This is a genomic window from Mycobacterium sp. E3247 (genome assembly GCF_001667785.1).
In the GTDB taxonomy this organism is placed as follows: Bacteria; Actinomycetota; Actinomycetes; order Mycobacteriales; family Mycobacteriaceae; genus Mycobacterium.
On the sequence record NZ_LZJG01000473.1, the window covers coordinates 1 to 13,781 of the forward strand.

11 protein-coding genes and 1 tRNA gene are annotated in these 13,781 nt (G+C 72.5%); 4 read left to right on the forward strand and 8 right to left on the reverse strand.

Annotated features, from left to right (window positions below; genetic code table 11):
* Positions 1-53 precede the first annotated feature (53 nt).
* The gene (locus A9X04_RS23040; RefSeq protein ID WP_067925492.1) at positions 54-1,046 is read left to right on the forward strand and encodes a stage II sporulation protein M; all 993 of its coding nucleotides are present in this window, start codon (positions 54-56) and stop codon (positions 1,044-1,046) included.
* Between the two features lie 4 nt (positions 1,047-1,050).
* Here A9X04_RS23040 and A9X04_RS23045 read toward each other — a convergent pair whose 3' ends face one another.
* From A9X04_RS23045 to A9X04_RS23065, 5 genes are read right to left on the reverse strand one after another with little or no spacing between them, the layout of a single operon-like run.
* Positions 1,051-2,373 carry a DUF58 domain-containing protein gene (locus tag A9X04_RS23045; RefSeq protein WP_067925495.1) on the reverse strand — a complete coding sequence of 441 codons (1,323 nt, stop codon included), beginning with the start codon at positions 2,371-2,373 and terminating at the stop codon, positions 1,051-1,053.
* Between the two features lie 53 nt (positions 2,374-2,426).
* Complete coding sequence (locus tag A9X04_RS23050; protein ID WP_067925499.1) at positions 2,427-3,407, reverse strand: MoxR family ATPase; 981 nt, start codon at positions 3,405-3,407, stop codon at positions 2,427-2,429.
* Positions 3,404-4,546 (reverse strand): DUF4350 domain-containing protein, encoded by a 1,143-nt coding sequence (locus A9X04_RS23055; protein WP_067925502.1) that lies wholly within the window; start codon positions 4,544-4,546, stop codon positions 3,404-3,406. Before A9X04_RS23055 ends, A9X04_RS23050 begins: the two co-directional genes overlap by 4 nt.
* Positions 4,546-5,199 carry a DUF4129 domain-containing protein gene (locus A9X04_RS23060; RefSeq protein ID WP_067925505.1) on the reverse strand — a complete coding sequence of 218 codons (654 nt, stop codon included), beginning with the start codon at positions 5,197-5,199 and terminating at the stop codon, positions 4,546-4,548. The genes A9X04_RS23055 and A9X04_RS23060 overlap by 1 nt, the downstream gene beginning before the upstream one ends.
* A gap of 13 nt (positions 5,200-5,212) precedes the next feature.
* On the reverse strand, positions 5,213-6,577 hold the full coding sequence (locus A9X04_RS23065; protein WP_197509332.1) for a hypothetical protein: 1,365 nt from the start codon (positions 6,575-6,577) through the stop codon (positions 5,213-5,215).
* Between A9X04_RS23065 and A9X04_RS23070 the strand changes: the two genes are divergently transcribed.
* Positions 6,576-7,040 carry a GatB/YqeY domain-containing protein gene (locus tag A9X04_RS23070; protein ID WP_067925511.1) on the forward strand — a complete coding sequence of 155 codons (465 nt, stop codon included), beginning with the start codon at positions 6,576-6,578 and terminating at the stop codon, positions 7,038-7,040. The two genes, A9X04_RS23065 and A9X04_RS23070, sit on opposite strands and share 2 nt — an antisense overlap.
* Here the strand turns inward: A9X04_RS23070 and A9X04_RS23075 are convergent.
* From A9X04_RS23075 to A9X04_RS23085, 3 genes are all read right to left on the reverse strand, one after another.
* Positions 7,024-8,736 carry a selenocysteine-specific translation elongation factor gene (locus A9X04_RS23075; protein ID WP_067925514.1) on the reverse strand — a complete coding sequence of 571 codons (1,713 nt, stop codon included), beginning with the start codon at positions 8,734-8,736 and terminating at the stop codon, positions 7,024-7,026. The genes A9X04_RS23070 and A9X04_RS23075 overlap by 17 nt on opposite strands.
* Positions 8,724-10,016 carry an L-seryl-tRNA(Sec) selenium transferase gene (gene selA / locus A9X04_RS23080; protein ID WP_067925517.1) on the reverse strand — a complete coding sequence of 431 codons (1,293 nt, stop codon included), beginning with the start codon at positions 10,014-10,016 and terminating at the stop codon, positions 8,724-8,726. The genes A9X04_RS23075 and selA overlap by 13 nt, the downstream gene beginning before the upstream one ends.
* Positions 10,017-10,034: 18 nt before the next feature.
* Positions 10,035-10,129, reverse strand: a tRNA-Sec gene (locus tag A9X04_RS23085).
* A 19-nt stretch (positions 10,130-10,148) separates the two neighbouring features.
* On the opposite strand from A9X04_RS23085, the gene selD reads away from it, so the two are divergent.
* A complete protein-coding gene (selD, locus tag A9X04_RS23090; protein ID WP_369804499.1) occupies positions 10,149-11,150 on the forward strand; it encodes a selenide, water dikinase SelD in 1,002 nt (333 codons plus the stop codon).
* Positions 11,151-11,208: 58 nt separating this feature from the next.
* The coding region (gene fdh / locus A9X04_RS23100) for a formate dehydrogenase (RefSeq protein WP_231985801.1) at positions 11,209-13,781 on the forward strand (2,573 nt) is incomplete at its 3' end.

Sequence of the window (13,781 nt, forward strand, 5' to 3'; positions counted from 1 at the left end):
GTGACCACCTCCGACATAACACCGAACGGTACAGGGCGATTAGGCTGCGCAGGGTGGACGTCGACGCATTCGTGCTGGCCCATCGCGGTACCTGGGACCGCCTCGACCGGCTGGTCGGACGGCGTCGCTCGCTGACCGGCGCCGAGGTCGACGAGCTCGTCGAGCTCTACCAGCGGGTGTCCACCCACCTCTCGACGCTGCGCTCGGCGTCGTCGGATTCGGTGCTGATCGGTCGGCTCTCCAGCCTGGTCGCGCGGGCCCGCTCCGTGGTGACCGGCGCCCACGCGCCGTTGAGCAGTACGTTCGCCCGGTTCTGGACGGTGTCATTCCCGGTGGTCGCCTACCGCTCGTGGCGGTGGTGGCTGGGCACGGCGGTGGCGTTCTTCGCCGTGGTGGTGGTCATGGCGCTATGGGTCATCGGCAACCCCGAGGTGCAGTCGGCCGCCGGAACGCCAAGCGACATCGAGCAATTGGTGAACCACGACGTCGCCTCCTACTACAGCGAACATCCGGCGTTGGCCTTCGCGCTGCAGATCTGGATCAACAATTCCTGGGTCGCCGCGCAGTGCATCGCGATGTCGGTCCTACTCGGCCTGCCGATTCCCATCGTGCTGTTTCAGAACGCCGCCAACCTCGGGCTGATCTCCGGGCTGATGTTTCAGGCGGGCAAGGGCGGTGTGCTGCTCGGGCTGCTCGCCCCGCACGGGCTGCTGGAGCTGACGGCGGTCTTCCTGGCCGGGGGGGCGGGGATGCGGCTGGGCTGGTCGGTGATCGCACCCGGCGACCGGCCCCGCGGACAGGTGCTCGCCGAACAGGGCCGGGCCGTCGTGTCGGTCGCGATCGGACTGGTGGCCGTGCTGTTGGTCTCGGGGTTGATCGAGGCGTTGGTGACGCCCTCGCCGCTGCCGACGTTCGTTCGGGTCGGCATCGGGGTCATCGCCGAGGCGGCATTCCTGTCCTACATCGTGCATTTCGGCCGCCGCGCGGCGAAGGCCGGTGAGACCGGCGACATCGAAGACGCGCCCGACGTGGTCCCCACCGGATGAGCGGTCAGAGCCGGCCGGTGGCCTTCATCGCCAGGTAGCGGTCGGCCAGGGCGGGCGCCAATTCGGTGGGCGGGGCGTCGACGACCTCCACCCCGCCGTGGCGCAGCCGGGTGGCGATCGCCCGGCGGTCGTTGCGGGATCGTTCGGCAGCGGCCGCGTCGTAGACGGCGGCCGGATCCGAACGCCCGGCGGCCATGTGGTCCACCCGCGGGTCGGCGACGGCGGCCACCATCAGGTGATGTTTGGCCGACAACTGCGGCAGCACGGGCAGCAATCCCTCGTCGAGCGCGGTCGCGTTGAGATCGGTCAGCAACACCACCAGGGACCGTCGGCGGGCACGTCGGGCGATCGCCGAAACCATTGCGGTCCAGTCGGGTTCGAGCAGCGCCGGTTGCAACGGCGCCATCGCCTCGACCAGCTGGGCGAGCAGTTCGGTGCGCGATGCGCCGAACACACCGGCCCGGCTGACCCGGTCGTGGGCCAGGAAGTCGACGTGGTCGCCGGCCCGCGACGCGAGCGCCGCCAGCAGCAGCGCGGCATCCATCGACCAGTCCAGCCGCGGCCAGCCGGCCGGGTCGGAGGCGGTCGGGTCGACGCCGACGCGGCCCGCCGAGGTGCGTCCCGTGTCGAGCACGATCACCACCCGCCGGTCGCGTTCGGGCCGCCAGGTGCGGACCACGACATCCGCGCGCCGCGCGGTGGCCCGCCAGTCGATCGACCGCACGTCGTCACCGACGACATATTCGCGTAGCGAATCGAATTCGGTCCCCTGGCCGCGGATCAGGGTCGGCAGTAGCCCGTCGATCTCGCGGAGTTTGGCCAGCCGGGCCGGCAGGTGTTTGCGGGACAGGAACGGCGGCAGCACCCGGAGCAGGCCCGGCACCGCTTGCGACCCCTGCCGCCCCGCCAGCCCCAGCGGGCCGATGGACCGGGCGGTGACCATCGCGGCGCGCTGCTCGCCACGGCGGACCGGCCGCAGCCGGGATTGGACGTGCTGGTGTTGGCCGGCGGGGATGTTCACGGGATGGATGCGCGGCCGCGCGCCGGCGCTGGGCGGCCAGGCGTCGCGGACCTGGCCGCGGAACCTGCGCCGGCCGTCGTTGTGGATGAGCAGCCCGACGTCCACCTGCTGCGCGAGCCGGGCGGAGCGATCCGGGGAGCGGGTGTAACGCAACTTGCGCGGGCTGGCCGCCAGCCCGGCGTCCACGGCCACCACGAGCGCCAACGCGACCAACAGAAGGACGAAAGTCCCTGCGGGCGAAGGAGACAGCGCGATGGGCAGGACGCACAACAGCGCGACCAGCCCGGTGCGTCCGGTCAGTGTCATAGGCGCCGCTCCTCCTCATCGCTTCGCGCTCTGCATCGTCGCCGGCGCAACCGCTATCGGGGCACCGGAACCGACGCCAGAATCCCGTCGAGCACACCGTCGGGTGTGGCGCCTTCGAGTTCGGCCTCGGGGCGCAGCATCACCCGGTGCCGCAGCGTGGGCCGGGCCATGGCCTTCACGTCATCGGGGGTGACGTAGTTGCGCCCGGACAGCCAGGCCCAGGACCGGGCCGTGGCCAGCAGCGCGGTCGCCCCCCGGGGGGAGACGCCCAGCTGCAGCGCGGGCGAGGAGCGGGTGGCCCCGGCGATGTCGACGATGTAGCCCAAGACCTCGTCGGCGACCAGCACGTGGCCCACGGCGTCACGCCCGGCCGCCAGTTCGGCGGGTCCGGCCACCGGATTGATCGCCGAGAGGTCGCGGGGATCGAAGCCGTGGGCGTGCCGGCCGAGGATGGCGATCTCCGAATCCCGCGGCGGCAGAGTCACATTCAGTTTGAGCAGGAATCGGTCCAGCTGCGCTTCGGGCAGCTGGTAGGTGCCCTCGTATTCGATGGGGTTCTGGGTGGCGGCGACGATAAACGGGTCGGGCAGGGGCTGGGCCACGCCTTCCACGCTGACCTGACGCTCTTCCATCGCCTCGAGCAGCGCGGCCTGCGTTTTCGGTGGGGTCCGGTTGATCTCGTCGGCCAGCAGCAGGTTGGTGAACACCGGGCCGGGCCGGAACGCGAAGGCGGCCGTGCGCGCGTCGTACACGAGCGAACCCGTGACGTCGCCGGGCATCAGGTCCGGGGTGAACTGCACCCGCTTGAACTCCAGCCGCAGCGCGGCGGCAAGCGCGCGCACCAGCAGCGTCTTCGCCACTCCCGGAACGCCTTCCAACAGCACGTGGCCGCGGCACAGCAGCGCGATCACCAGCCCGCTGATCACCCCCTCCTGCCCGACGACGGCCTTGGCGAGCTCGGTGCGCAACGCCAGCAGCGCGTCTCGTGCCGATTCAGCGGTGGGGGTCTGGGCGGGGGAAGGGGTCTGTGTCACGTGCGGGTGACCTGCCTTTCGATGTCGTCGAGCGCACGGGCAAGTTGTAGCAGGTCGTGGTCGGTCGCCGGGGGTGGGCCGAACAGCTGGTAGGACACGAACGCCGGATCGGCGCCGCTGCGGCCGGCCACCGCGGTCGCCACCGCGGGCGCCGGCGCGCCGGCGCTCAGGCCGAGCCGAGGGAGCAGCCGCTGCAATGTGGCTGTGCGCAGCGCCGCGGCGGCGCGGTCGCGCGCGCGGCGGGAACGGTAGAGCCGGCCGCGACCCTCGACGGTCTCCGACGCGCGCACCACGACGGGCAGCTCCTCGGCGACCAGCGGCCCGGGACGGCGGCCCCGCCACAGCGCGACCAGCAGGACGACCAGGCACAGCTGCACGACGATCCACGTCACGTTCTGCGGGATCAGGTCGGAAACCGAACCGGGGGGCGACGATTCGCCCTCGACGCTGTGGGGTGCGTACCAGACGAGCCGGGGCCGGGCACCCGCGAGGTTCATCGCCAGGGCGGCGTTGCCCGCCTGCAGCAGGGCGCCGTTGGTCAAGAAGTCGGTGCTGCCGACCACCGTGACGGTCCGCCCGCCCTCGCGGAAGCGGATCAGCGCCCCGCCGTAGCAGCGGGTCATCGGCCGCCCGTCGGTGGCGCGGTAGGTGTCGCCGGGCCCGAACCGCACCGGCCCGGCCCGCGTCGCCTCGCGCAGAGTGCAATCCGGATCGGTGTCGAAGGCGTCGGCCGCCGCCGAGACCCGCACGCCCGGCATCAGCGCCTCGCGGGTGCGCGCCGTCGGTTCCACCAGCAGCAGGTCGCCCGGCGCCTTCGAAAGCCGGTCCAGCAGCGGCTCGGTCAGGTATTGGCTCTGCGCCACCAGGATCAGCGCGTCGGGGCGCGCCGCCCGCTCGACCCCGGCGATGCTGTCGGCGACCACGACGTCGACGCCACCCCCGCGCAGCAGCGCCACCAGCGCGCGGGCGCCGTCGGGGCCGGTCGAGGCCGGATCCATGCGCGCGCCCGGCCGTGGCGCCGTCAGGTAGGCATCGACCCCGGCGACCACGGCGAGCACGATCAGGGCGAGGATCACCCAGCGCCAGGATCGCGAGCGCCGTACCGGCGTCGCGGTTTCGGGGCGCCCGGCGGTCGCCATCACCGCACCTGGGCCCACGAGTCGGCCGGGGCGGATTGCCCCGGCCCCGCGGCGACGGCCGCCGAGCGGGACCGCAGGTGGTCGTCGAGGTCGGCGATCATCCGGTATGCGCTCGGTGTCCCCGGTCGCTCGCCGTAGGTGACGTCGTTGAAAGCCGTTGCGGCCTGCGAAAGTTCGCCGGCGAGGTGGGGCAAAGCGGCGCCCGCGTCGGAGGCCAGCTCGTTGGCGGTGCGGCCGGGCGCCGGGTTCAGCACGCCGGTCTCCTCCAGCTGGCGGGCCACCGCGCGCAGCCGGTGCCGAATCGCGGCGGCCCAGTCCCCTTGCGCCGCATAGCCTTCGGCCGTCGCGCGGTGCTGGGCGGCGGTGAGCTGCGCGGCTTCGAAGAGCTGGTAGTCGCCGCCGCGGTTGGTGCGCATGGTGCGCCGCGCGATGTGGATGGCGGCCACCAGTGCGATCCCGAGCATGACGAAAAGCACTGTCGCCGTGAGCCATCCGCCGGGCAGCGACGCGGTCTTCTGCAGCAGCCGGTAAATCGTCTCGTTGAGCCATTCGGCGACCTGCTCGGTGGCCGAGCCCTTGGAGTAGATCGGCTTGTTGAGCTCGTCCTGGGCGGCCTGGTGTGCGGCATCGCGGTCGATGTCGATGGAGGGCACGGTCAGCTCGTCCTCAGACCGGTCGCGTCAGCCACAGGTTATCGGTGGACTCGGCCGCATACTGCCCGCCCGCGGCGCCGGTCTGCAGCACCAGATCGAATGCCTCGGCGCGCATCCGGCGATCGGTGTAGAGCAGGGCGATCACCCCGGCGTTGAACGGCGCGGTGATGATCTCGCCGATCGCGGCGCCCACCGACGCGACCGCGGTGCTGACCAGGAAGGCCGCGGTGGACGTGCTGACCGGGAAGAACTTGCTGGCGATCTCGAACGGCACCGAGACCGCGCCCGCGACAACGGAGGTCACCAGCAGCGACAGCAGCCGGATGCCCAGCACGCGCCAGAAGCCGTTGCGCACCAAGGCGAACGATCGGGTGATGGCGTCCAGGACGGGCAGCCGCTCCAGCACGATCAGCACGGGCGCAAACAGCACCACCGTGTACAGGTACACCAGCAAGGCGATCACGGCCAGCACCAGCGGCACGCCCAGGATGACCGCCGCCGCGCCGTTGCCGATGGCCGCCAGCACCGCGACGATCACGATCACCAGTCCGGCGACGACCGCCAGGGCGGCGCCTTCCAGCAGGGCGAGACCGAACAACGGCACCAGGCGCCCGCGGATCCTGGCCCACGTCTCGCCGATGGTGATCGGCGAGCCGAACACCGCCCGCCCGACGATGACGGTGAGCATCCCGGACAGCAGCATGCCGCCCAGCCAGGCGACCAGGACACCGGCGCCCATCGACGTCAACCAGGCGCCGATGACCCCGCTGGTCAGCTCCTTGGCGTGGTCGGTGCTCAGCCTGCCGTAGGCCGCCAACGGCCCGTAGACGGCCAGTTTCGTGACGATCTGGATGACCACCACCACGATGGTGGTCAGTCCCAGGGTGGCTTTCGGGTTGGCGCGGACGTAGCCGACCGCGCCGTTGAAGATGTCGCCCAGGGTGAGCGGCCGCAACGGGATGATGCCGGGTTTGACCGCCGCCGGAACACCCGGCCCGGATTGCCACGGCGGCGGGGGCCCATACCCCGGTGGGGGGCCGTAACCCGGTGGCGGTCCATACCCCGGTGGTGGGCCGTAACCCAGGGGTGGCCCGTAACCCGGTGGTGGGCCGTAACCCAAGGGTTGCCCGTAGGCCGGTGGCCGGTAACCCGGTGGTGGGCCGTAGCCGGGTGGGGGTCCGTATCCCGGGGGTGGGCCATACCCCGGTGGTGGGCCGTAGCCCGGTGGCGGGCCAACCGGATAGCCAGGGGGCGGCGCGCTCAACGTGTTCCGCGGCGTCTGCGAGCGGGCCCGTCGTTCGTCATGGGCTCCATCCTGTCGGTGGTCCGGGCATTTCTCAATCATGGCCAGGCCGCCGGCGCGTAGCGTTCTCGGCATGGCGGAACTCAAATCCCGGCTGCGGGCCGACCTGACCGATGCGATGAAGAGCAAGGACAAGCTGCGCACGGCGACCCTGCGCCTCCTGCTCGCCGCGATCCAAACCGAGGAGGTGTCCGGCAAGCAGGCCAAAGACCTCTCCGACGACGAGGTGATCAAGGTGCTGGCCCGGGAGTCCCGTAAGCGTGCCGAGTCGGCGGAGATCTACACGCAGAACGGCCGCGGGGAGTTGGCCGCCAACGAGCACGCCGAGGCGCGCATCATCGACGAGTATTTGCCGACGCCGCTCACCGAGGCCGAACTGGCCGACGCCGACGACACCGCCATCGCCCAGGTCGCCGAGGAGATCGGCGAGCGTCCGAGCATGAAGCAGATGGGGATGGTGATGAAGGCGGCCACCGCGATCGCGGCCGGCAAGGCCGACGGGGCCCGGTTGTCGGCGGCGGTCAAGGACCGCCTGTAGGCGAGACCAGCACCCGGGTGCCGTCGGCGGCCCGCCGGGTGACGCGCCGGACGTCGAGCTGCTCGAGCAACGGCACGGCGACCCGCCGGGTGGTGCCCAGCGCCCGGCGCGCGTCGCTGACCGTGAACGGCTGTGGCAGCGCCGCGAGGACGCTGGCCGCCCGGTCCAGCGCGCCGGATCCCAGGACGACGCCGTCGGCGATCCGGGTCAGCCGCCCGGCGCGCACCGCCGCGGCCAGCTCCCGGGAACCCAGCTTGAGCTCGGCCAGTTCGTCGGCCTCCGGTGCCCGGAACGGCTCGGCGGCCAGCCACTCCTCGATGGTGCGCACCGCCTTGTCGACGCGGGCCGGCAGGCCGGCGCCCGGCGCGCGGACCAGCCCGTCGGCGACCTGAAGGCCGGTGCCCTCGAGCAGCGGCGGCAGCAGTTCGGCGGCGGGCAGCCCGGCCCGCTGCCGCACTGTCTCCAGCGGCATCCCCGCCGCGACGTCGTGGTCGTCGGCCCAGCGCCGCACCGCCGCGGTCGCGCGCTCGCGCCGGCCGGCCCACCACCGGGGATCCACCACCCAATCCCCGACCCGCAGCCCGGCGAGCGGCAGCCCCATCGCCCTCAGGTCGGCCGCCCGGGCGCAGTCGGGCGGGCGCACCCGCCCGGTGGCGAGCTCGGCGGCCCGATCCCGGGCGGCGCCGCGGCGGCGCAGCGCCGGCGGCCGGACGTCGAGCACCTCGACACCCGCCGCGATCCGGTGCTCGCCGGGATCGTGCAGCAGTCCCACGTCGCCGACCCGCAGCGGCAGCGACCGCGCCAGCCGCAGCCGGGCCGCCGCCTCGCCCAGCGGGCGCACCTGCACCGGCACGGCCGCGGACCCGACGTGCAGCACCAGCTGGCGGTGCAGCGCGTCCGCCGACCGCAGGGCGACGTCGATCTCCGCCGTCTGCAACCACACGCCCGGCGTCCGAACGGTGTCGCCGCGGCCGATGTGCTGGCGGTCCACGCCGCGCAGGTTGAGCGCGACGCGCGCCACCGGGCCGGCGGCCGGCTGGTCGCGGCCCAGCGACTGCAGCCCGCGCACCGTGACGCGCCGGCCGGCGTGCTCCAGCTCGTCGCCCACCCGGATCGTCCCGGCCGCCAGCGTCCCGGTCACCACGGTGCCCGCGCCCCGGACGGTGAAGCTCCGATCGACCCACAGCCGCACGTCGGCGTCCGGGTCCGGAGCCGGCAGCCGGTCGGTCAGCGCCAGCAGCTCCGCGCGCACCCGCTCCAGGTCGGTCCCGATCGCGACGGGGACCCCGGCCAGCGAGGTGGCGGCGAACCGTTCCCGCGCCTGCTCGATGGCCGGGCCGGGATCGGCGAGGTCGGCCTTGCTGATCACCACCAGCCCGTGCCGGACCCCGAGCGCGTCCAGCGCCGCGAGGTGTTCGTCGGATTGCGGCATCCAGCCCTCGGTCGCGGCGACGACGAACAACACCGCAGGGACGGTCCCCACCCCCGCCAGCATGTTGGCCACGAACCGCTCGTGCCCGGGGACGTCGACGAACGCCAGCTGTCGGCCGCCGAGCTCGGTCCACGCGAAACCGAGGTCGATGGTCAGGCCCCGGCGCCGCTCCTCGGCCAGCCGGTCCGGCCACATGCCGGTGAGCCGGTGCAGCAGGGTGGATTTGCCGTGGTCGACATGCCCGGCGGTGGCTATGACGAACATGCGAGCACCGCCGCCGCCAGCAGCGCGTCGTCCTCGGGCGCCACGGTGCGCAGGTCGAGCAGGCACCGGCCGGCCTCGAGGCGGCCGACGACCGGCGGGCTGGCCGCGCGCAGCGCGGCGGCGTAGGGCTCCGGCAGGCTCACGGCGGCGCTGGGCAGCCGGACGTCCGGCGCCCCCCCGCCGCCGACGGCCGCGACGCAGTCCACCGCCTGCGCGCCCGGCAGCGCGGCCGCCAGCGACTCCGCACGGGCGCGCAGCCCCGCCACGTCGGCGACCAGCGCTTCGGCCACCGGCGTCGGCGGCCCCGTCAGGGTCGCTTCCAGCGCGGCCAGGGTGAGCTTGTCCACTCGCAGGGCGCGCGCGGCCGGGTGGCGGCGCAGCCGTTCGATGAGCTCGGCGTCGCCCAGCAGCAGGCCCGCCTGGGGGCCGCCGAGCAGTTTGTCGCCGCTCGCGGTGACCAGGTCGGCGCCGTCGCGCAGGGCCGTCGTGGCGTCGGGCTCGTCGGGCAGCAGGGGGTGCGGGGCCAGCAGCCCGGACCCGATGTCGACGACGAGGGGGACGCCCAGTCGGGACAACTCCGCGACGCTCACCGCCGAGGTGAACCCGGTGACGTGGAAGTTCGACGGGTGGACCTTCAGGACGAAACCGGTCTGCGGCCCGATCGCCTCGGTGTAGTCGCGCAGGCTGGTGCGGTTCGTGGTGCCGACCTCGCGCAGCCGCGATCCGGTGGAGGCCAGCAGCTCGGGGATGCGGAACCCGTCGCCGATCTCGACCAGCTCGCCGCGGCTGAGCACGATCTCCTTGCCCCCCGACCAGCCCCCAGCGAGCGTGAGGGCCGTCAGCAGCAGCGCGGCCGCGTTGTTGTTGACGACGTGCACCCCACCGGCGAGGGGTACCGCGCGGGCCAGCGCCGCCAGCGCGCCCCGGCCGCGGCGGCCGCGGCGGCCCGTCGCCAGGTCCAGCTCGACGTCGGTGGTGCCCGCGGCGGCGACCACGGCGTCGACGGCGGCCCGCGACAGCGGCGCGCGCCCCAGGTTGGTGTGCACGACGACGCCGGTGGCGTTGATCACGGGCCGCAGGCTCGACGCGGTGCTGGGCAGCGCGCCGAGGGCATGCTCGGCGACACGCTCGGGCTCGATCTCCCCGGCGCGCGCCCGCCGCTGCGCGTCGGCGATCACCGACTTCACCAGCGCCCGCCCCAGCACCCGCTGGGCCTCGACCAGGCGCGGATCGGCGAGCAGCGTATCGGTCCCCGGCACCCGCCGGCGCGGGTCGGTCATGTCGGGCTTGAAAGAGTATGGCGGAGGCGGACGGGAATCGAACCCGCCAGCGGCAGCGTCTGCCGTTCGACGGTTTTGAAGACCGCGCCGGTCACCAGACCGGACACGCCTCCTCGGACCATGCCGACAATTATGTATCCCGTGACCTACCGGCTGACTCAGTACGCCCACGGTGGCGGCTGCGCGTGCAAGATCCCGCCCGGCGAGCTCGAGGAGGTGGTCCGCGGGCTGGGGGTGAGCGCGCCGCGCGACCCGGTCGGCGAGCTGCTGGTCGGGCTGGAGCACGGCGACGACGCCGCCGCGGTGCGGATCGCCGACGGCACGGCGCTGATCGCGACGACGGACTTCTTCACCCCGGTGGTCGACGACGCCTACGACTGGGGGCGCATCGCGGCCACCAACGCGCTGTCCGACGTCTACGCGATGGGCGGGCGCCCGGTGGTGGCGGTGAACCTGCTGGGCTGGCCGCGCGACGTGCTGCCGTTCGAACTGGCGGCCGAGACGCTGCGCGGCGGCCTGGACGTCTGCGGCCTGGCCGGCTGCCACCTCGCCGGCGGGCACAGCGTCGACGACCCGGAACCCAAATACGGGCTGGCCGTCACCGGGATCGCGGACCCGAACCGGTTGCTGCGCAACGACTCCGGGAAGCCCGGGCTGCCGCTGTCGCTGACCAAACCGCTCGGCGTCGGCGTGCTCAACAGCAGGCACAAGGCCACCGGGGAGCGCTTCGAGCAGGCCATCCGGGTGATGACCACCCTCAACGCCGAGGCGGCCGCCGCCGCGCTGGCCGCCGGCGCCGAATGCGCAACCGACATCACCGGTTTCGGGCTGCTCGGTCATCTGCACAAGCTGGCGCGGGCCAGCGGCGTCACAGCGATCGTCGACGCGGCGGCGGTGCCCTACCTGGAGGGGGCCCGGGAGGCGCTGGCGGCCGGCTACGTCAGCGGGGGCACGCGCCGCAACCTCGACTGGGTGGCCCCGCACGCCGACCTGTCCGCGGTCGGGGAGTCCGACGCCCTGTTGCTCGCCGACGCGCAGACCTCGGGCGGCCTGCTGGTCGCCGGTGAGATACCGGGCGCCCCGGTGATCGGTGAGCTGGTGCCGCGCGGCGAGCACACGATCGTGGTGCGGTGAACCGAGCGGGGTTTCGGCGCCGCGCACTAGGGTGGTGTTCATGGCCCCGAAAAAAGACATGCGGAAGCTTTTCCTCGAGTGGCCCGTCGTACGTCAGCTGCGTTCGGGCGACAAGCTCGGCCGCGGCTCGGCCGTGACCTCGAAGCGCACCCGCGCCGTCACGCCGCGCACGACGACGGCCGACCGCGTGGTGCAGAGCATCTGCCCCTATTGCGCGGTCGGTTGCGGGCAGCGGGTCTACGTCAAGGACGAACGGGTGGTCCAGATCGAGGGCGACCCGGACTCGCCGATCTCGCGAGGCCGCCTGTGCCCCAAGGGTGCTGCCAGTGAACAGCTGGTGAACTCGCCCGGCCGGCAGCTACAGGTGCTCTACCGCGCCCCCCGGGCGACCGAATGGCAGCCCCTCGAGCTGGACACCGCGATCGACATGATCGCCGACCGGTTCGTCGAGTCCCGCCGCCACACCTGGCAGGACATCGACAAGAAGGGCAACCTGTTGCGCCGCACCATGGGCATCGCCGCGCTGGGCGGGGCGACGCTGGACAACGAAGAGAACTACCTCATCAAGAAGCTCTTCACCGCCGCGGGCGCCATTCAGATCGAGAACCAAGCTCGCATTTGACACTCCGCCACGGTTCCCGGTCTGGGAGCCTCCTTCGGGCGCGGCGGCGCCACCCAAACACTGCAGGACATGGCGAACGCCGATTGCATCGTCATCCAGGGCTCCAACATGGCCGAGTGCCACCCGGTGGGTTTCCAGTGGGTCGAGGAGGCCCGGGCCCGCGGCGCGCGGGTGATTCACGTGGACCCGCGCTTCACCCGCACCTCGGCGGTGTCGGACAAACACATCCCGATCCGGGCCGGTTCGGACGTGGTGCTGCTCGGCGCGTTGATCAACCACATCCTCGGTAATGATCTGTGGTTCAAGGAGTACGTGGTCGCCTACACCAACGCCGCCACGTTGATCAACGAAAAGTTCAGGGACACCGAGGATTTGAACGGCCTGTTCTCCGGCTTCGACCCCGAGACCGGGCAGTACGACACCTCGACGTGGGCGTACGAGCAGGAGAGCAACGGCCAGATCGAGTCCGCCGGCGGCGACCACACGCACGGTGCCACCGCGTCACCGAGCGCGGCGGGCGACGAGCACGGCAGCGGCGGCCCGCCGCTCGCGCACGCCCGGGTGAAGCGGGACGAAACCCTGCAGCACCCGCGCACGGTCTTCCAGATCCTCAAGCGCCACTACGCCCGCTACACCCCGGAGATGGTCACCGACGTCTGTGGCATCAGCCGCGCGGATTTCGACTACCTCGCGCACTCCATCGTCGAGAACTCCGGGCGCGAGCGCACCACCTGCTTCGCCTACGCCGTCGGGTGGACGCAGCACACCCTCGGCGCCCAATTCATCCGCACCGCAACCATTCTGCAGCTCCTGCTGGGCAACGTGGGCCGGCCGGGCAGCGGCATCATGGCGCTGCGCGGCCACGCCACCATCCAGGGCTCCACGGACATCCCGACGCTGTTCAACCTGCTGCCCGGCTACCTGCCCATGCCCAAGGCCGGCATGCACGACACCCTGGCCGACTATCTCCACGCGGTGGGATCGAAGAAGCAGAAGGGGTTCTGGGCCAACTCCGACACCTATGCGATCAGCCTGCTCAAGGCGTGGTGGGGGGAGGCGGCCACCAAGGACAACGACTGGGCCTACGACTACCTGCCGCGGCTGTCCGGGCCGCACGGCACCTACCAGACCGTGATGGGCATGCTGGCCGACGAGGTGGAGGGCTACTTCCTGCTCGGCCAGAACCCCGCGGTCGGGTCGGCGCACGGCCGGATGCAGCGGATGGGCATGTCCCACCTCAAGTGGCTGGTGGTGCGCGACCTCAACCTCATCGAGTCGGCCACCTGGTGGAAGGACGGGCCCGAAATCGCTTCGGGCGAACTGAAAACGGAGGACATCGAGACCGAGGTGTTCTTCCTGCCCGCCGCCACGCACGTGGAGAAGGCCGGATCGTTCACCCAGACCCAGCGCCTGGTGCAGTGGCGCCACAAGGCCGTCGAGCCGCCGGGCCAGTGTCAGAGCGAGTTGCAGTTCTTCTTCGAACTCGGCAGGCGGATCAGGCAGCGGTTGGCCGGGTCGACCGACGAGCGCGACCGGCCCCTGCTGGACCTGACGTGGGACTACCCGACCGACGAGCACGGCGAGCCCGACGGCGAAGCCGTATTGGCCGAGATCAACGGGTATCACACCGCCGACCGCGCGCCGCTGTCGTCGTACACCGAGTTGCGCGCCGACGGGTCGACCGCCGCCGGTTGCTGGATCTACACGGGCGTCTACGCGAACGCCACCAACCAGGCCGCCCGCCGCGTCCCGCGCGGCGGTGACTCGCCGAGCCAGCACGAGTGGGGCTGGGCGTGGCCCGCCGACCGAAGAATCCTCTACAACCGCGCGTCGGCCGACCCGGACGGCAAGCCGTGGAGCGAACGCAAGAAATACGTGTGGTGGGACGCGGACCAGCGGCGCTGGGTCGGGTATGACGTGCCCGACTTCGTGGCCGACCGGGCGCCGGGCAGCCGGCCCGATCCCGACGTCGGCGGTCCCGACGCGCTCGCCGGGGACGACCCGTTCAT